Raw genomic sequence first — 19,664 nt, 5'->3', positions numbered from 1 at the left:
TCCAAAACGGAGGATAGTAACATGTTATTTGAATTTGATAGTTTAAAAGAACAGAAAGCTCGTATTCGGGTTATCGGTGTTGGTGGTGCAGGTAGCAATGCCATCGATCGAATGGTTGATTCCGAACTGTCAGGTGTAGAATTTATCGCAGTGAACACTGACGCTCAAGCACTTGATCATAGCAAGGCTGATGTAAAGATCCAGATCGGAAAAGCCATCACCAAGGGTCTTGGTGCCGGTGCTAAACTGCATGTTGGCGAAGCTGCTGCTGAAGAAGATGGCCAGGCTATCGCAGCTTCACTGGACGGATCAGACCTGGTATTTATCACTGCTGGCATGGGTGGTGGAACGGGTACTGGCGCAGCTCCTGTGGTAGCCCGGATCGCCAAGGAGATCGGAGCTTTGACCATTGGTATTATCACAACACCTTTTCGCTTTGAAGGTCCACCCCGAGCTAAACGCAGCAAAGAAGGCGTGGAAAAGCTACGTGAATTCGTTGATACTTTGATCGTCATTCCCAACCAGCGTCTGTTATCCATTGTGGATAAGAGCACCAGCATGATCGATGCATTCCTGGAAGCTGACTCAGTCCTGCACCAAGCCACTAGAGGCATCTCTGACCTGATCAATGTGCATGGTCTGATCAATCTTGATTATGCGGATGTAAAGACGGTCATGGAAGGGATGGGAGACGCCATCATGGGTACCGGTATAGCTTCTGGTGAGGAACGTGCTATACTGGCCGCTCAAACTGCAATTTCATCACCTCTATTGGATGACACCAACATACAGGGAGCACAGGGATTACTGATCAATATCACAGGTGGATCCGGCATGACCCTGGCTGAAGTTGACGAAGCCTCAAATCTGATCTACGAAGAGGTTGGAGATCAGGCCAATATCATTTTGGGAGCTGTAATTGATGAAATAATGGGTGATGAAATCAGGGTAACGGTGATTGCCACTGGCTTCAATCATGACAGTGATCTGCGTTTTGATCAGAATGAGACTCAACCGGCTCGGGCTTATCATCCTAGAACACCCATCGCCCAAGCAGCTTCAACACCTGAGATCAAGATCGAAACTCCCATCGTTGATTTCAATGAACCTGTTACCGCAGCTCGTCTGGATGCTGCTAATGAACGCGAACATCTTGAGAGTCCGGCTTTCCAGCGTCTGGAAGAAAAAACGAAAGAGGATGTGATCATGCACTTCAGTGATGACCTCTCAGTTCCAGCATATATCCGTCGTCATGATACGATGAATTTGTAAATCGCACTACGCCCTTGGGGCATTTTACCCCCGTGTAAACGGGATAGAACCCGAATTTCCGGGTCGCACAACCTCCGTTTAACAAAAGCCCTGCTCCACTGGGAGTGGGGCTTTTTGCATCTAAAAAGGCTATCCTTTTGAGATAGCCTTATGAATATAGAGGCTGTGTGAGAATAGGGACAACGCTTACCCCATGCTTTAGCTTGGGGGTATGATAACCTACTGTTTCTTTGGATTTTAGCCCCGTATTATTGGGCTAAAGCCCTCCTTTTTAATACTTTTATAACCCCCAGGCTGAAGCCTGGGGTAAATATTAATAGTAACAGTACTATACGTAGATAACTAAAGATAATATTAGCAAGCAATTATTCCGGCGCAATGAAGTTTTCACACAGCCTCTATACTGATTAACCTTACCAGGGTATATACCGTTTTATTTTACAAACTTTTGATCACCTTGCGGATGGAATCACCAATATGGTCAATACCAGCAGGTGTGATGGTTAAGGCCGGTGCCAGACGAACCACTGTCTTATGGGTCTCTTTGGCATAGATACCTTCATCCAACAATTTGAGTGAGACCTTGTGTCCATCCAGACCGGGTTTATCAAACATTTCAAAGGCTGTCAACAGACCAGCTCCTCTACCCTCTTTGATCTTATCTGGAAATTCTTCTCGAATACTCTCAAAATGTCCCAATAGTCGATCACCCATGTTTCTGGCATTCTCTGCCAGGTGTTCATCAACCATGGATTTGATGGCGAAAATAGCTGTGACCGATGCCAAGGGAAAACCACCAAATGTGGATCCTTCTGATCCAGGCGTAAGCACATCGATTACCTCGCGCCGACCGGCAACAAAGGAAACAGGCATAATGCCACCACCTGCAGCTTTTCCGCAAGCCATAAGATCGGGTTTAACGCCATACAATTGATGAGCAAAATGGGCTCCAGTACGGGCAAACCCGGTTTGAACCTCATCGACACAGTATAGTACGTTGTACTCTCTACACAATTCTGCCACCCCTGGATGATAATCTGCAGCAGGCAAGATCACACCGGCTTCTCCCTGGATGGGTTCCACAATATAGGAAGCAATCCGATCACCCTTCTCCCTGAAAAGCGCTTCCAGAGCATCCGCATCGTTAAAGGGAACAATCTCTATTCCCGGCAGGAATGGGCCAAAGTCTTCCTTGGCAGTTGGATCAGTGGAAGCTGAAACGGCAAACAAGGAACGTCCATGAAAATTCTCAGCAGCTACAACAATGATAGCTTCATTGGCTGGAATTCCCTTGACCCGATAACCCCAACGACGAGACAGCTTTGCCATCAGTTCAGGAGCTTCTACGCCGGCAACCTTGGGCACAACTTTATCCATTTTGGTGATGGCTGTCGCGGCCATAAGAAAGGCAGCCATATATTTATGCCGAATGGAACGCGGTACAGTAGGAATTTTCTCATCCTGCAGGTGCGCTATTACAGCATCCACAATGGTTTTGTTCAATTGCCCTTGATTGACCGCAGAGTAGCAACACAGTCCATCCAGTAAGTCTTCCTCAATATAGGCTTTGATGCCGGCAGGATCGGGTTTGCGGCAGATCAGGGTTGAGCTGTCTTTTACACTGCTAACCACGACATTTTCAAGTGGTGAATAATTCTGGCCACCCTTGGCCAATTCGATCGCTTCATGCTCTGCCGGACCCAGATCACCGATCCGAATACCATCAATAGTTAGATCATCGCCATAACCAGAAATTTTGACATCACTCATTTTGTGCTCCTATATTTCTTTTATCCAGCGCTAATACTGGAAAAATGTTACCTCAATTTGCATTGATAGATAAGATCGATCTCACGAACTACCAAAACTATGGCCGACAGTGCAATAAACGCGCCGAATCGGGGTCACTGATAATGTTCCGGGGTAGAATGGCAGGATCTGCAAACTGTCAGCATCAGCAATGATATGGGCTGGTAAACCGGCTCGAATGGTCACTGGTATTCCAGTTGAGCTGATCAGGTCACCCGTTTCAGTGGTGGTACGGTTGGCCTCTGCAATGAAGCCGTTCAGAATCTGAATGTAAGCAGGTGCGTTGTTATTTGAGGATCTAGTGCTCGACCGATACCAAAGACCATGGCGGATAAAGCTATAAATGGACCAAACTGAATAGCTCTTTGCAGTTTGTAGCCACCCCAGATACCTTGGAATACCCACAACAGAAGCGTTAACAGGGTAGCAACGAACATAGTATACATAGCCAACAACGGTCCCAGCCAAACCCCGAGAACCATGGCCAGTTTCAGATCCCCCATTCCCAAGCCTGGTTTTTTTATATAAACCAGCTGAATTAAAATGATCATTCCCAGCAGTATTAGCATGGGGAGTGCTCCACTCAGCTGAAACCAGAGTTGATCCCAACTTCTTGAGACCCTCAGAAAACCTGCAGCCAGTATCACAAACAAAAGTTTATTGGGAATGATCCAATGCTCCATATCGATGAGGGCAATGGTCACCAGAGCCGAATAGGCCAGGATCAACTCAAGAGCGATGATGGGTTCCAGGAATATGATCATGATCAGCACCAGTGGGGGGCTTAGAAACTCCAAGGTCAGGTAGGTGTTCGATAAGCGCTGGTGACACTCAGGGCAACGACCGATAGTGAGAAGTGATCCAAAGAACGGTATGCGCATTATCCCTGAGAATCGATTATGACAGGAGGAGCAATGTAAAGGGGTTTTAAAAGGAATTTTATTTAAAGGGAGCGCATAAATAAGATGATGCAATCCACCAGTGACCAGAAGACTGATCACAATCCCCAGTATCACTTTTAACAGCATTTGCTCACCTTTAAAAAAATATTAAATGGGTTACATTCCCGATTTCATGGCCTGGCCGATATAGAATACCGGTAAATAGGTAACAAATAGTACCAGTGTGATCAAACCGCCGACGAACATGATCATCAGTGGTTCAATGAGTGAGGTCATCCGATTGACCATGGCATCCACCTGTTTGGCATAAAAATCGGCCGCTTTATCCAGCAGATTGTCCAATTCACCCGTTTCTTCCCCGGTACTGATCAACTGTAACATAATAGGTGGAAATTTTTCACTGATCTTGAAGGCTGAAGAAATGTTATACCCATCCCGGATATACTCTGCACTGCCTTTGATAGCCTTGGCATATACTTTATTACTGACAACACGTTCGATGAGCTTCATGGAAGGCAGAACCGGCACACCCGCACCTAGCAGAATCCCCAGAGTTTTAGCCATTTTATTGTAAATATTATAGTTGATCAATTTCCCAAAAACGGGAAACCATAATTTGGCAGTATCAATAACATAGCCACCTCTGCGGGTGAGAGAGATCATCCAGATCGCAATATAGCCCACAATCCCGAAGAAGATCACTTGTCCAAAATGGTTCGCCACCATATCAGAAATGCGCACTAATGCCTGAGTAGCAGCCGGGAGTTCTGCTCCCATGGATTGATACACTTCGTTAAAGCGAGGTACGATAAAGATGAGCATCACGGCCATAACAGCAATTAGAAAACCCAACACCATAAAGGGATAGTACAGGGCTGATTTTACCTTTTGGTTCGTGTCATGAACCATTTCAATATAAGTGGCCAACTGATCCAGAATAGTCTGTAAACTACCACTTACTTCACCAGCTTTCACCAACGCGATAAACAAATTATCAAATGTGCCGGGGTGTTTTTCCATGGCATCAGAAAGACTCAAACCTCGCCGGATATCATCAGCAACATTAACCAAGGTCTTTTTAAAGCCCACATGTTTCTCTTCCTGAGCCAGATTGCTCAAAGATTTTTCAAGGGTCAGTCCGGCAGCGAACATGGTCGCCAATTGGCGAGCAAAGAAAACCAGATTTTTGAGCGGAACCCGGGATCTGATCTTGGAAATGGAGAGGTTGAGTTCTTCAATGAAATCGTCGCCCCATTGCTTTTCCTGAACTTTTTTCTTTTTGCCACCTTCGGCGATCTTGGCAAAGGCTGCCTCTTGGGCTTCTGCTTCATTTTGCCTTTCGGCATTGGGATTTCTCGTCATTTCAACCAATTAAAAATCCTCTACAGTGGAGCGGAGTACTTCCTCAAAAGTAGTAACGCCTTCTTTTAGCTTCCTGATTCCGGCTTCACGAAGTGAAACCATACCCTGTTCAATAGCCTTCTCTCGAATAACTTCCTGATTGGCATTTTCAAATACGAGTTTCCGAATGGCTTGACGCATTTCCAGCATCTCGAAGATACCGGAACGACCTTTATAACCAGTTTGACGGCATTGCACACAACCCTTACCGTGGTAATAGGTATGTTCGCCAGCTTTCAGCCCCAGTCGACTCAGTTCATCCTTGGAAGGTGTGTACTCCTCTTTACAATTAGTACATATCGTTCTAACCAATCGCTGAGCCATCACCAGGTTTAAACTGGAGCCAACCAGAAAGGGTGGCACTCCAATATCAATCAACCGCGTGATGGTAGAGGGAGCATCGTTGGCGTGTACCGTACTAAAGACCAAGTGACCAGTCAAAGCAAACTTGATAGCAATATCGGCCGTTTCCTCATCACGGATCTCACCAATTAATAGAATATCAGGATCCTGGCGAAGGATGGATCTTAGAGATGAGCTAAAGGTCAGGCCTATCTTATCACGCATCTGGACCTGACTGATACCATCCATCTGGTATTCAACCGGATCTTCAACGGTGGTGATATTGGTACCTTCTGTCTTGATCTCCTTCAGTGAGGCATATAGAGTGGTTGACTTACCCGAACCGGTTGGTCCTGAAATCACAACCATACCATAGGGTTGCCGAATCCAGCGACCAAATGTGATCAGATCCTCAGGTTGCAGTCCCAGAGTGGTGAGATCCAGGTTAAATCCACCTTTATCCAACAGACGCATTACGATCTTTTCACCATGGACAGTAGGGAGCACTGAGACACGTACATCGATCTCTCTATCACCCATTTTTATACCCATTCGTCCATCCTGAGGTAGACGACGTTCAGCAATATCGAGGTTTGAAAGAATCTTGATTCGAGTTGTAATACCACTTAATGAGGTAATTGGCGGGGTCATGATCTTCTGTAGCACCCCATCGATACGAATTCTCACATTGACCACATGGGACTGAGGTTCCACATGGATATCTGTGGAACGTTCCTTGATGGCTTCCATAAGGATCAGGTTGACCAATTTTACAAAAGGAGCATCCTCTTCACTGACACTATCCTGACTTAGATCCACCAGTCCCTTATCATCCTCATCACCGGAGAACACCTGAATACTGGAAAGGGCAGCATCCACTTCATCGGTCTGCTTGATTTTCCCGTAGTGATAGTCTATGGCGTTCTGTAAAGCCGTTTCACCGGCAACCACAACCTCCACCTTCAGAGAGGTTAATTTCTCGATAGCATCTACGGTACCCAGATCCTCAGGATCTTCCATAGCCACTACAATGGTGGTTTCAGAGCTGGCCAGAATCAGAGACATATTCTCATAGGCAAAGTCTTCAGGGATGATGTTGATGATATTTCCATCAACCTTCATGAGGTCATCTTCATAAACGGCAGGATGCCCCAGCTGTAAAGCATAAACCTTAACCAGATCAGCTTCAGCTATCATGCCCATGCGGATCAACAGCTTACCGAGTTTTTCTTTGGTGGTCTTCTGGCGTTCAAGTGCCTGATCCAACTGAGTCTGATCAAGGACACCCTCATGCATAAGTATGTCACCAAGTTTCTGAAATTGAGGATTGAACATATCGTTATATCTCGCTATTTTCTGCTTGAATTACTCTGGAATTGACCGTCTTAGTTCAATGGACATCTGCTCACTACTGGTGATCTGCGGATCAATGAGTGTACCCCAGACATAAGCCGTAAACGGATCATACGAGGTGACTTCCGGAGGATCGGCATTGTTGAAGTTCGGCGTACACAAGGCCTGGTCGAAAAAGACCACGACCTGGGCTGTCCCCTGTTCGTCAGTCACTGCAATAGGTGGATCAATCACATTCCCATCCATATCTTCAAAATGATCAAAGCCAATGGCCTGAAACAGGATCCGACCACCAAAGATCGGGTTGCCATAATAGTCGATCAGAGTTGCAGTCAATGTTACCGGGAATGGATTGGGACCGCCCATCCCGAAATCATGAAAGGAAACTGAGGGGGTCACCGTCAGTGTACCGGGGTAGAATGGCAGGATTTGCAGACTGTCAGCATCTGCATTTACATAGGTAAGCACGGTATCACCATCTTCACCCCAGGTCCGGGCAACTACCTGGATCGTATCAAAAATGACACCTGAATTGTAATATAGTTTGCTCCAGGCCATCCCGTGATAGGCATCACCGGCGATGTTCTCATTATAGGTATATGATTCACCGATGATATCAATAATAGTATCCGGTATCACAGACCAATACACCTGCGTGCTGTCTTCTACCGGATTAGTGAACTGGTCCCAGACCAGAGCCGCTACTTCCATTTGATAGAAGCCGCCGCCAACTTGTTCGATGGAGACCACATCCACATCAGCATTGATATGGGCTGGTAAACCGGCTCGAATGACAACTGGTATCCCAGTTGACCTGATTGGGTCACCAGCTTCGTTGGTCGTACTGACTGTGAGTTGAACCGGACCCGATTCAGATCCACTATTCAAGGTGACACTAGCCACACCATAGTTGGTCTCCACAGTCACGGAGTTACCCTCACCATTCAAATTTGAGCCGGCTGGTGTTGGACCAATGGAGAAAGTAACATCATAGATCACATCAACCAGTTCACCCCGGGCATCTCGTACTTCAGCAAACAAGGTTGTGGATTCTGCTCCCCAACCACCTTGAATTACTATGTAATTAGGTACAACGGGTGGTATAATGATATAGGCCGCTTCCATTGGCCTGACCCTGATCAATACTGAATCAGTGGCAATGCCGGAATATGAATACACCTTTGCAATTCCAGAGGAATCACCCATAGTAAAGATGGCAGACGCGTGTCCAGCATCATCAGTAACAGTAAAGGGTGTGATAAATCCAATATCAGTTTCAAAGGTCACTTCAGTTCCGGCATCAACTGCAAAACCATTTGAATCCGATATAAAAAGATCCAGACGCGAAAAGGTCGTATCAGGCATGCCAACAGGTGGTAATTCATCAAAGCTGGCTGACATATCAATAAAAGCCGGAATTCTAGGCGGCTCAAACTCATTCTCACGAATATCAACTTCAACTGAACTGGATCGTTCGCCCCAGAAAGGGTGTACCACGCGAGTAGTAATGGTGGCAGTTGCCGGTTCCGGTCCCACTGCACCAATATCAGAAAAATCACTTTCAGCTACTCCAGAGCTATTGGTGAACACGGGAGAAGCAACGGTACCAATATCAGAGGAGAAATAAACCTGTACGCTGTCAGGCGGATTGCCATCCAGGTCACGCACAACCGCATAGACTCGAGCTTGGGTCATGCCATTGTCGTAGTAAATGAATTCCTGATAGCTAAAGGCATTGATCTCGAAATCGGTCATGGGCACAAACTCAATATCCTTCGAAATGGAAACAATATTTTCATCACCGGCAATAAATGATTCAATGGTAACCGTACCACTCATTCCGGGATTAAGAGTGAAGGTGACTATGGCCGTACCAGTGGAATCACTGACCCCGGTTGCTGAAGATAAATAGCCAATTGATTGTCCTGCTGTTACCCTGAAATCTACAGTAACACCCGGTAAAGCTACACCGCGATTATCACGCACCTGAGCCATGACATCTGCGGTAAAAGCAGAATCCAGATCGGTTATCAGAACCTGACCACCGATAGGTCTGGTAATGACAAAGAAATTTGGTGATGTTGCATCATCAAGCATTCTGATTTGAACATTCACTGAATCAGTCACACTTCCATAGAAGGGGTGGGTGATCCGTCCACTGATCCTGGCGACAACATCCTGCGTGTAAGTATTTCCCAAGTCAGAGAAATTGGTCTGAACCACACCGGCATCATCAGTAAGCTTGGGAGAATTGATAGTTCCATAATTTGAAGAGAAAGCAATGCTGACTCCTTCAACCGGATTACCATCCGTATCCCTTACAATACCCACGATGCGACTCACAGTGTTACCCTGGTCAGCGTATATGATATTATCCAGAGTGGAGACTGTCAGATCGTATGATTGAGTGGCCATTGCCTGAATGAAAGCTGTATCCGCGAATACTATTCCAGCCGCACCGGCACCCCGTGCCAATGTATTTGTGTGAAAGCTGTAAACTCCCGGATTGTCACGCATTAAGGCTTCAACCGCATCATTTGAAATGGTTGCCAACACCCTGGCTTCACCCAGACGACCTGCATTGGTATAAAATTCAGTTGAGCTGACCCCGATGGCATTGGTGGAATCAAAAGCACTACTGATATAGCCCAAACCGCTGGCGTCCGAGATCACCTGGTAATTCACCTCAACATTTTCCACCGGTACTCCGTTGGCATCAAATACATGAGCTTTGATGGTGATCATACTTGATTCATCTATTGATTGAACCTCGATCAACCCGTCAAGGGGTTGGGTATCTACAAAAAAGGTGTCAACCAGGGCTTCCATGGGCAGTACCTGCACATGGACTGTATCCCGTACTATATTGGTGCCATCTGTATACTGCCCTACGATCCTAACAGCTTCATTGGATTGGCCATCATCGTCAAAATATGAGATGGCGCGACCGGTCTGATCAGTACTAACTGTCCCAGTCATCTTGCCCTGCGAGGGGAAAAAGGTTATGCTTGACCCACTTTTCGGAACACCGTCAGCATCTGTGAGGTAAGCCGTGATCCTGGCTATTGATTTGCCGTTATCAGCATAAATGATGTCCTTATCCGTGGATAGGGTCAACTGATAATTGATGATCTCTTTCTCAGGAGGCGTGGGTGTCCGGGGATCACATCCGAAAAACAGCAGTACTGAAAGCGTGGTCAATATTAAAAATTTAAACTTCATGTTAACTCCTTTGGATTCTTGGGTGGGCAGGATCATGATCCTGCTTCTTCAGAACCGTCTGAATCTTTGGTAGCTCCACTATCTTCATCTTCCTCATCTTCGAGGTTGATATAGTGGTCTTCCAGATCAAGCATTCTATCTGATTTCTCAATGTGAGTGTAATTATCTTCTATGATGTGGGGTGTGATCTCAATGATCAGGTCTGTTTTATTCTCCACCATCACTTTATGCTGAAAGAAACGTCCCACAAAGGGCAGATCTCCCAGAAATGGTACGGTATTGACGATCTGCTTCCGATCCACGCCCAACAAGCCAGCAATAATAATGGACTCGCCATCCTTGACCCGGACTGTCGTGGTGGAAACTCTTCGTTTCACCCAGGGAATATTCTGGTTTGGACCGACAAAATCGAAAAATGAAGAAACTTCAGGAGTGATCTCGGTGGTGATATAGCCATCAGTATTCACATTTGGCTTAACCTGCAATTTGATACCAATGATCTCGCGCTGAACCTGTACCTGACCACCTACCCCACCACTGGAGAGGACGTAGGGAATAATATCCACCATCTCGATATAGGCTTCGCGACCATTAATGGTAACCACTTTAGAGTTGGCCAGAATCTCAGCATCATTATTCTTGAGCAAAAAGTCCAGGGTGATATCGAAAGCTGAGAGCTGACGACTGAATCCAACTTTATTATCTGGGTCGATCCGTTGGAAATACATTTCATCCGGAATCTGATTATTGGATAACGGTTCAAAAAATTCAAGTCCAGAGGCTGGATCCTGACTCATACCGGGAACCAGACTACCGCCAATATTGGGGATGTTCGGTATGGCATTTTCAGCAATGATGGAGGTAATAGACGCCAAACGAGCCCAATCTATTCCAACTTTGTCAGTACCGGTCAGAGCTACTTCAATGATCCGGGCTTCCAACATGATCTGCAAAACCGGCACATCGATCTCTTCCACGATACTCATGATCTCAATGATATTTTTGGGACTGGTATTGACCACCAGCTTATTACCACCCTTGTCAACCTGGATCTTCTCAGTAATATGCTCCAATAGCTGCTTCACTTCTATCGCCTCAGCATACTGCAGCGGAAGAACATATGATTTGGTGCCGATCTCTTCAGAGAGACGCTTGCTGGTGGCGACCAGGAATGATTTCCCCACCAACTCATAGCTAAGACCAGCTGCCCGAACAACCAGGTTAACAGCTTGCTCGATGGGAACTTCGTCCATATGAACTGAAATACGGTCCTTAGAATTCACTTCGGGGCTGGTAACAATATTGTAACCGCTTTCTGAAGCAAGAATGGAAAGGACAGTTGGCAAATGAGCATCCTCGGCATGAATGGTGATCATCTTATCACCGGTTATCCCAGCATTACGATCCTGTGAAAATCCCCCGATGGTACAGAGTACCGAAATAGTTAGCAGCAGCAGGATTTTTGTCGTTTTCATTAATAGTCTTCCTCATTATCATATTGAGATTTTCGGCTCATAACACTTTTGTCTTCTGGATCCAGTGTCCGTCCCTGTAAGGGATAAAATTTTGCTTCTCCGCGACGGTAAACCAGAATTCCGTTCTTAGAGATCTTAATGATCTTGTAATCCTCAACCATATCACCAACAGAAACCGTGTGCTCCTTGTTCTTAAAGTCCACAGTTGCTTTAGGTGGATCAATATTCATATACAACCCGCTCACCCGGATGGTGTTGGCCTGCATACTGTTAATCAGGCGGCCCTGCTCATCAGTAAGAAAAACCACTTTGTCCAGTTTCAGGGGATTGTTCTTTAGATTGAATTTATAAGCTGATCTGACTTCCAGATTACTCTCCAGAAATTGAATGATCCCCTCGAGCTCTTTATCCGTTCCGATGGTGGTCCGTTCAGTAGCCCGGGCAATACCCTGACGCTTTTCCTGAACCCCATACAGGGTGTAGCTTTCAAAAAGAATGATCACAATACCAGCCATGATGGTCAGTGACCAGAAGAAGCGTGTTCGTCGATCCATCATCCTACTCCTTCACCAAAGTCAGGGTTGATATCTGCATTTCAATATCCTGAGTTTTTAATATGCCAGGACCAGCAGAGTTTTTCAGGCGCTCAACGCCATTCTTCACATGGAATTCCTTGACGGTGATCAGTCGGGAGGAACGTTCCAGTTCCGCCAATAGCTTACCGAACTGGCGATAATTACAGCGAATTTCAATATCATAGGGCGTTTCAATACTACGTCGCCGGGGAGTCCCCTGTTTGGGACGAATATTGCGCAGTTGGATCCCCAGGCTATCGATGGTTTGGGTAAGCGAATTCAGAAAAGGGATTGATGCGTCATCTGCCAGCGAATCCTGCTCACTTAAGGCCAGGTTTCGTTCGAATAGTGTATAGACGTGATCCAAATTATTGGCCAGAATCTGAGCGGTGATCAGTTGTTCATTCAAGACCTCTATTTTCTTATCGTAGGATTTGATGGAAATCGGTTTTTCTTTCAGGATCCAATTATAGCTGTAATAAAAGCCCAGAGCCAGTACCAGGACACCGATTCCCAGAATATTCACACGTTGTGTCATGATCGGCGGCTCCTCTTTTTCTTCTTCTTACTATCATTCTTTAAATAACCTTTGATCTCAAAATTGACCACGTCCTGAGCCATAATGGTTAGCCGGGAGTATTTTGAGAACTTGATATCCGTAAAATCATCAGAGAAAACAGCGTTGCTCTTCAGGCGTTCAATAAATTCTTCAATGATGTCAAATTCCCGTTCATCGTGATAGATCCGGGAAATCCCCTCAATGGTCAGTATATCATTCTTATAGTTCAAGTGGGTTAGAGCCATATCGTGAGGAATGAGTAGGCCCAGGGCATTCAGTTTATCAGCCCAGTGTTTGCGGCCACCCTCCAGTTTTGACAATTCTATGATATCATTTCTGGACAGATCCATCCCCTCTTGCTTTAATGCTTCGATCTGCTGCTCGATCTGAGCCATCTGATCCTGTTTAGCCAGAATTAGATCGGCATATTGGGAGTTTTCGTACAACAACCAGACTCCGTTCAGGGTCAGCAAGAGCAATATGAGACCGAAAAAGCCCCAGCGTAATTGTTCCCGCCTGATCTCCAAACGAGCTGCTTTGCTCGATGCGTGATTCAGGTTGATTTTGATAGCGTTAATCATGTTTCCTCAGGTTTCTCTTTATCTGAAACTACTTATGAATTTGAATGACGAGTATATCTGACGCGTCTTGCCGTATCTGTCGAAGGTTGACATCGATCGATTATCTCTGTGCTTAAGTAAAGAACCGGAATCTATTCCAGGAGTCCGCGCATGGCGTATCCAACAGCCGTGGCATACTGTGAAGAAAGCTCCCCATCATGATCCATATCGTGGTGAAGCTGACTGAAGGGATGGTAGATCTCAGCCGGAATATTCAAGCGATTGGAAATGAACTCAGCCAGGCCATTGATCCCTGCTGATCCTCCCATAATGATGATCTTTTGGAAGAAACTCTCATTACTCTCCTTGATGTAATAACGCAGGGATCTGCGAACTTCATCCACCAGGTTGTCATAAATAGTGTGCTCAGCAACACTCACAGAGAAGTCACCCTCCATGTTGCTCGCGATCTTGTCAACCAATTCAGTGTGGGCGGGGCTGCGCTTGAAGTCATCAGCTTCCTTGTAAGCCATCTGCCTCTTTTCCATGATCTCTTTGGTGAAATGATGCCCTCCGATCTGCACATCCCTTGCAAAAAAGGGAGCTTGACGACCCCAGACCGCCAATACAGAGTTCACGGCGCCAATATTCAGAAAGACATAGGTTCCCTCATCAGGTAGTCCATGTTCGATCACGTACGAGTTAGCCATCCCGATCGCTTCTGAATCAACGATACCAGGTCTAAGGTTCATGCTCTTCAACAAGTTCAGATGGTTATTAAGATTACGTTGAGTGGTAGCCACCAACAGGACATTCAGCTTGTCCATCTCCTTAATATCTTCTCCCAGGATCTGGAAATCCAATAACGCATCAGTTCCGTCCATGGGGATGTGTTTACGCGCTTCAAACTGCAGAGCCTGAGCTAATTCATCTTCATCCTCAGTATTCATCATCTTGAGTTGACGAATACTGCTCTGCTGATTGCTCAAGCCACTGGTTAGCACCTTGACCCGTTTCGGATTGATCTTCATCCTGGCCAGCAACCGTTCTGCCGCAGCAAGGAGTATGGATTCATCCATACGCTCAGGATCATAGGCTTTGGTCAGTTCATAGACCGGTTCTGCTCCATAATTAACCAGCTGATAGCCCTTGGGGCTTTTACTCAGCTGCACCGCTTTTATCTCAAAGCGGCCAATATCAAGTCCAATACTCATTCTTCTATGTACTCTCCAAATGCCGCTACGGACAAATTGCGGCTCCCGTCAGCATTGCGGTTCTCCGGCCACGCTGGTGGTGGAAATTCCCGCAGGTTATAGTCATAATTATAATTTTTGTTGTAACCTATCGTACGCGTGTAAGGACCCGGGTTATTGCGCTTTAAATAGCCGCGTTTAGACTGGATCACACTCCCCCAGATATTGACAGTCCCCCGAAAATCATCATTGGAGGAGCCATAATAGCCCTGACCCTGACCATCCCCTTTGATAGCGCCGCCATTTAAAAAATTGAACGCATTGGTGGTATTCTGCCAGTAATGGATCTGAAAAGCCTCATCCATAGCGATCATGGCAGCATTGATCACAACGCTGTTTCCCCACTGGCCGTTCTTGGCACCATTCACCCGGGTATTGGCCACAATGATATTTGCTGCAGACAACAACCCTAAACGATTGGTAGAGCCCTCTTGCACCATTCCATTTGTGTAGGAATCCTCATAACGCAGATCCCCCGTGATCCAAATGTTATTCTTCTGGCTAGCCAGGATATCATGATTACGGCGGGTTCGGTAGATGGTCGGATTTGAGGTGGCAATGGTAAAACGACCCCGGATCTCTCCCAGAACTCTGACCTGTCCACCCTGGATCCAGATCACGCCTTCATCAGCAACTACATCTTCATAACGGTAAAGATCTACATCGGCTGGTTTAGGATAATCAGGATAATCATAGTGATACCAGTCATGGGGATTGGCTGCGGCTGTACCAAAACTACCCCAGCCACCTGTACTAAAATCATGTGAATAAGTCCAGGGATAATACTGTTGATACGGTTCGATGTAATCTGATTCATAACCGGGATGCAATGAACTCAAGATTTGATACGGTGGTAAGGAATAAGGCCACTGTCGCAGATAAAAGCCACCGGGATGGAATTCGATCTCGGTCATGAGCAGCATATCCGGAGCTGGATCATCTGGCCCCAGTAGTAGATCCTCGGCATTTATAAACCATGTAGCAGCTTCTTTAACCCGGTCATGTCCGGTAAAAGGCGGCCAATCGATCACATCAGCAGAGTCTTTATGAGTACCGGAAAAGATGCCATCCGAACAACTGTTCATGATAAAGTTACCAGCTGTGTAAACTTCACTCATCTGCTCATTGGGACCCTCAACGAACTCTGGGCAACCATAAGCACTCATGGTGATGTCATCATTTGAATAAACAATGCCTTCTAATCGTTCACCACTCCCAAAAGAGACATAAGAACCCGACCAGGGTGGTGCCGGTTCTTCAGTATCAGTAAAATACATGTACTTGGCAAAAGTATCGGCATTGTAGCGCACGCGCACCTTTTTGGTTACTTCAATAGGCTCACCGTTGAATCCATTGAAAAAAGCCACTCCTTTGGCATCACTTTCCAATTGAGGCTCATATCCAGGTCCCATGGGGATGAAGCGGCAGTTGACACTGTCACTGTAGCCACGCATGGCTGGTAACTGCTCCCCACTTAGAGTGGTATCTGCATTAAAATATTGGCTAAGCAGGAAGGGGTTTCCGATCTTACCCAAACCAGCGATGGCATTCAAATTAGCCTGGGTGGTGGCGATGTGTCTGAGATGGATAAAACGCTGTCCCATGACAAATTGCAAATAGCCCAGCGTAAAGCCCAGACTCACCAGCACCATGATCATGGACAGAAAGATCACATGACCACTCTGTTGTTGGCGAAAATGACTAAACACCATATCAACCACCCATCCGATGAATTAAATTTTGAAAGGAGTAGACCTTCTTTTTAAAGGTCAAGTACTCAGTTTGCGGAGAACCCTGCTTAAAATTGGTTGTCAGACCATAGATGATGGAGACCTCATAAACCGATTTACCAACTGCTTTTATCTCATTTCTATGTTGAACGGGTTCATACTCAGCCTGGATCAAATTATGCACTGTGAATTCAGCCAGAAATATCTCACGCTGATCTTTATTCCGATACATCCCCTCCAACTGCAAGGGTATCTGAGGCAACATATCCCGCCCCTGCCAAAGAAAAGTGCCGTCTTGCGAAACCTGAATGGACTTGGTCAACCCAACGCTTCCCTTACCGGGATATTTCAGATAAACAAGATCATGACCAGTGGGACCTGTGGTAACCGTGATCTTATTCGCTCCCTGGATCTTTTCAGCAACAGTATTCAAAACAGCATTGCCATAGGTCTTGATATCCTTGCTAACCATATCGTCCTGATAAAACCCAACAATACTTACTGCACTGGACACCAGTCCCAAGCCGGCCAGACTGAAGATAGTCATTACCACAGCCATCTCAATTAAGGTAAAACCCCGGTTATTTCTATGTTTCAGCAGCTTGTTCATCATCAAAAACTAAAGGTTTTGGTTTCCAGATAAAGTTCGGTCATCTCATTATCGGCCAGATGATCTTCCCATACGATCCGACATTTCAGATGGTAGTATGGGTCATTCAGAGGATTGTATTCATCTGAATAAATAGCGGTGAAAGGCTCTCGATAGATCTTGGCTACGATCGCTTCATCTTCAATACCAGTTGGATTGTAGATAATGACTTCTTCGCCGCGATTATCACCGGTTTTATCATTGACTGACATCTGGCCATAGTTGATCAGGGCTATCCAATAATCCATATAGCCTCCGAGTTCTTCCAGAGCCCGCTCTCGGATGGCGATCTTGCGGATCTCAGCCCGAGCATAACTAACACCATAAAAAACAGTCGAGGCAGTCATGGCAATGATCAATAATCCAATCACAACCTCGATCAGGGTAAATCCTGCTTCGGTTGGCTTGGCCGGAGATGATCGCCGTGACTGCATCTTACATAATACCTGATGAAAATAATTTAGGATTGTCTGCGATCTGAGCAGCGGCAGCCCGGGAAATCTTCCCCTGACTTACCAGACGCTGCAGATCCTGATCCAGGGTCTGCATTCCATCCACTCCACCAGCCTGGATCACAGAGGGAATCTGATAGATCTTGTCCTCACGAATCAGGTTACGAACTGCCGAATTGGCAATCATAACCTCACAGGCAGGTACCCGACCCTTCTCATCCTTGGTTTTTAATAGCTTTTGAGCAATAACAGCTACTAAACTTTCGGACAACATGGAACGTACCTGACCCTTCTGGGCCACCGGAAAGATATCAATGATTCTATCGATGGTCTTTGAGGCACTGGAGGTATGCAGGGTTGACATGACGAGGTGACCCGTTTCAGCGGCTGTTAAAGCCAACTGGATGGTCTCCAGGTCACGCATTTCACCCACCAGGATAACATCTGGATCTTCACGTAGAGCTGAACGCAGCGCATTGGCAAAACTGTCGGTGGAAATACCCAGCTCACGCTGATTCACCAGACAGTTCTTGCTCTCATGGTAATATTCCACCGGATCTTCAATGGTAATGATATGGGCTTCTTTGTGCTCATTGATATGATCCACCATGGCAGCCAACGTGGTTGACTTTCCTGAGCCCGTAGGACCGGTGAGCAGGATCAGTCCGCGATTACGCATGGCCAACTTGGCTAAAACTGGCGGTACATCCAATTCATCAAAACCCTTGATCAGCGTGGGAATGGTACGAAAAACACCTGCGATTCCGCGAATCTGTTTAAAGAAATTGACCCTGAAACGCCCCCGGCCTTCCAACTCACGTGAAAAATCGATCTCCTTGCGATCATGAAAGCGTTTAAGCTGTCCTTCATTCATCACGTCGTGGGTGATCTCTTCCATCGCTTCTTTGGTAAGCATAGGCAGGTTCAATTTGCGCATGGTTCCGTTGATCCGAACCATGGGGATTGCCCCAACACTTAAATGCAGATCAGAAGAGCCACTTTCCAGTGAATAACCCAGCAGATCATCAATCTTTGAAGTCATAGGACTACTTTATTTTTCTTCGTCGAAACCGTAACCGGAGAATCTACCAGTGGCAACCGTATAAATAACTTCATTCCCGGCACCCTGTTTCATCTCATCTGTGCTATTGGCTGTGATCTGAGTCAAATCATCACCGCCACCGATCATCTCGAATTCCCATTGCAGCTTGGTGGCTTCTTTAATGTTTATGTATTTAGGTTCCAGGTCTTCAATTACATCAGAGGGCCACTCACCCATGTCCTGATAGTACATTTGGGCAGCATTATAAATGGAACCGATAGCGGACTGAGCATCAGAGGCATAGGCACCTTTTACATAGTTTTGGTAGATGGGAAATGCAACCGCAGCCAGAATGGCAACAATAATAACTACGACCAACACCTCGATCAGGGTGAAGCCGGATTCCCGGGTTCTCAGGTTCTGTTTCATCTTCTCTCCTTATAGGGTTAAATAGCTAGTGTACTCATTTTCGCGGCGCAAGATACACGCGACATCAGGCAGTTTCAAAACCTACACAATAAAGAAATGATAACAGAATTTTGATATATGTCACAGGTAGGCAACTTTCATTTGCAGCTATTTAAAAAGAGTGATCTTTCTGTTAGAACTAGACTGGTATTTCAGCACGTCAAAACCCCTCTGAATTCACCTACGCACCCCAAACCGATTCTTACTTTTTAATTATTAATTGTCGCCGTCCTTCCAGGACTTTGCCGGGACAAGCAGTTGGGAGCCCAACTTCGCTTAATCCTCATCCTCGATTTTCAAAGAAATTATTACTTCTTACTTATTAATTATTACTTTGAAACACGGGGCCGTAGCTCAGTTGGGAGAGCGCTGCATTCGCATTGCAGAGGTCGGGAGTTCGACTCTCCTCGGCTCCACAAAATAACTTTCCAGAAGGAACCTCGCTAATGCACCCCACCCGCAATCTATTTCTGTCCATCCTGATCATTTTCTCAACTTCCTGTTTACAGGCAGCTGAAGATCCAATTCCCCGACTCAAACTCCTGCACCCTCGCCCCGATATGCAATTCTGGGTAGATCAGATAGAGGTTGCTGGTGACA

The 19,664-nt window shown here is 46.1% G+C and carries 17 protein-coding genes and 1 tRNA gene; 2 read left to right on the top strand and 16 right to left on the bottom strand.

Going from position 1 to position 19,664, the window contains the following annotated elements; genetic code table 11:
- Nucleotides 1–21 precede the first annotated feature (21 nt).
- Nucleotides 22–1,272, top strand: a complete 1,251-nt coding sequence (gene ftsZ, locus U9Q77_11065) for a cell division protein FtsZ (GenBank protein MEA3287896.1) — start codon at nt 22–24, stop codon at nt 1,270–1,272.
- A gap of 438 nt (nt 1,273–1,710) precedes the next feature.
- Here ftsZ and U9Q77_11060 read toward each other — a convergent pair whose 3' ends face one another.
- The 16 genes from U9Q77_11060 to U9Q77_10985 all read right to left on the bottom strand — a co-directional run bounded on the left by U9Q77_11060 (nt 1,711) and on the right by U9Q77_10985 (nt 19,025).
- Nucleotides 1,711–3,042, bottom strand: a complete 1,332-nt coding sequence (locus tag U9Q77_11060) for an aminotransferase class III-fold pyridoxal phosphate-dependent enzyme (GenBank protein ID MEA3287895.1) — start codon at nt 3,040–3,042, stop codon at nt 1,711–1,713.
- Nucleotides 3,043–3,123: 81 nt separating this feature from the next.
- Nucleotides 3,124–3,267, bottom strand: coding sequence for a hypothetical protein (locus U9Q77_11055; protein MEA3287894.1), 144 nt, complete (start codon nt 3,265–3,267; stop codon nt 3,124–3,126).
- A 71-nt stretch (nt 3,268–3,338) separates the two neighbouring features.
- The gene (locus U9Q77_11050; protein MEA3287893.1) at nt 3,339–4,109 is read right to left on the bottom strand and encodes an A24 family peptidase; all 771 of its coding nucleotides are present in this window, start codon (nt 4,107–4,109) and stop codon (nt 3,339–3,341) included.
- Between the two features lie 30 nt (nt 4,110–4,139).
- Nucleotides 4,140–5,345: a type II secretion system F family protein gene (locus U9Q77_11045; protein ID MEA3287892.1), complete on the bottom strand. Its 1,206-nt coding sequence runs from the start codon at nt 5,343–5,345 to the stop codon at nt 4,140–4,142.
- Between the two features lie 9 nt (nt 5,346–5,354).
- Nucleotides 5,355–7,061, bottom strand: a complete 1,707-nt coding sequence (locus U9Q77_11040; protein ID MEA3287891.1) for an ATPase, T2SS/T4P/T4SS family — start codon at nt 7,059–7,061, stop codon at nt 5,355–5,357.
- 30 nt (nt 7,062–7,091) lie between these two features.
- On the bottom strand, nt 7,092–10,301 hold the full coding sequence (locus U9Q77_11035; protein ID MEA3287890.1) for a hypothetical protein: 3,210 nt from the start codon (nt 10,299–10,301) through the stop codon (nt 7,092–7,094).
- Nucleotides 10,302–10,333: 32 nt separating this feature from the next.
- Nucleotides 10,334–11,776, bottom strand: a complete 1,443-nt coding sequence (locus U9Q77_11030; GenBank protein MEA3287889.1) for a hypothetical protein — start codon at nt 11,774–11,776, stop codon at nt 10,334–10,336.
- On the bottom strand, nt 11,776–12,333 hold the full coding sequence (locus U9Q77_11025) for a hypothetical protein (GenBank protein MEA3287888.1): 558 nt from the start codon (nt 12,331–12,333) through the stop codon (nt 11,776–11,778). Before U9Q77_11025 ends, U9Q77_11030 begins: the two co-directional genes overlap by 1 nt.
- A gap of 1 nt (nt 12,334) precedes the next feature.
- Nucleotides 12,335–12,889: a type 4a pilus biogenesis protein PilO gene (pilO, locus tag U9Q77_11020; protein ID MEA3287887.1), complete on the bottom strand. Its 555-nt coding sequence runs from the start codon at nt 12,887–12,889 to the stop codon at nt 12,335–12,337.
- Complete coding sequence (locus tag U9Q77_11015; GenBank protein ID MEA3287886.1) at nt 12,886–13,491, bottom strand: PilN domain-containing protein; 606 nt, start codon at nt 13,489–13,491, stop codon at nt 12,886–12,888. The genes pilO and U9Q77_11015 overlap by 4 nt, the downstream gene beginning before the upstream one ends.
- A 131-nt stretch (nt 13,492–13,622) precedes the next feature.
- Nucleotides 13,623–14,684: a type IV pilus assembly protein PilM gene (gene pilM, locus U9Q77_11010; GenBank protein MEA3287885.1), complete on the bottom strand. Its 1,062-nt coding sequence runs from the start codon at nt 14,682–14,684 to the stop codon at nt 13,623–13,625.
- Nucleotides 14,681–16,435, bottom strand: coding sequence for a hypothetical protein (locus tag U9Q77_11005; protein MEA3287884.1), 1,755 nt, complete (start codon nt 16,433–16,435; stop codon nt 14,681–14,683). Before U9Q77_11005 ends, pilM begins: the two co-directional genes overlap by 4 nt.
- Nucleotide 16,436: 1 nt before the next feature.
- Complete coding sequence (locus tag U9Q77_11000; protein ID MEA3287883.1) at nt 16,437–17,066, bottom strand: type II secretion system protein; 630 nt, start codon at nt 17,064–17,066, stop codon at nt 16,437–16,439.
- Nucleotides 17,066–17,536 carry a type II secretion system protein gene (locus U9Q77_10995; GenBank protein ID MEA3287882.1) on the bottom strand — a complete coding sequence of 157 codons (471 nt, stop codon included), beginning with the start codon at nt 17,534–17,536 and terminating at the stop codon, nt 17,066–17,068. The genes U9Q77_11000 and U9Q77_10995 overlap by 1 nt, the downstream gene beginning before the upstream one ends.
- A gap of 1 nt (nt 17,537) precedes the next feature.
- Nucleotides 17,538–18,596: a type IV pilus twitching motility protein PilT gene (locus U9Q77_10990; GenBank protein MEA3287881.1), complete on the bottom strand. Its 1,059-nt coding sequence runs from the start codon at nt 18,594–18,596 to the stop codon at nt 17,538–17,540.
- Between the two features lie 9 nt (nt 18,597–18,605).
- Nucleotides 18,606–19,025, bottom strand: a complete 420-nt coding sequence (locus U9Q77_10985; protein MEA3287880.1) for a prepilin-type N-terminal cleavage/methylation domain-containing protein — start codon at nt 19,023–19,025, stop codon at nt 18,606–18,608.
- A 382-nt stretch (nt 19,026–19,407) separates the two neighbouring features.
- Here U9Q77_10985 and U9Q77_10980 point away from each other — a divergent pair.
- Nucleotides 19,408–19,480 (top strand) — tRNA-Ala (locus tag U9Q77_10980).
- Nucleotides 19,481–19,664 lie beyond the last annotated feature (184 nt).

This window comes from Candidatus Neomarinimicrobiota bacterium (assembly GCA_034716895.1).
GTDB lineage: Bacteria > Fidelibacterota > UBA8477 > UBA8477 > JABMPR01 > JABMPR01.
This window is presented reverse-complemented; position numbering and strand designations above follow the sequence as displayed.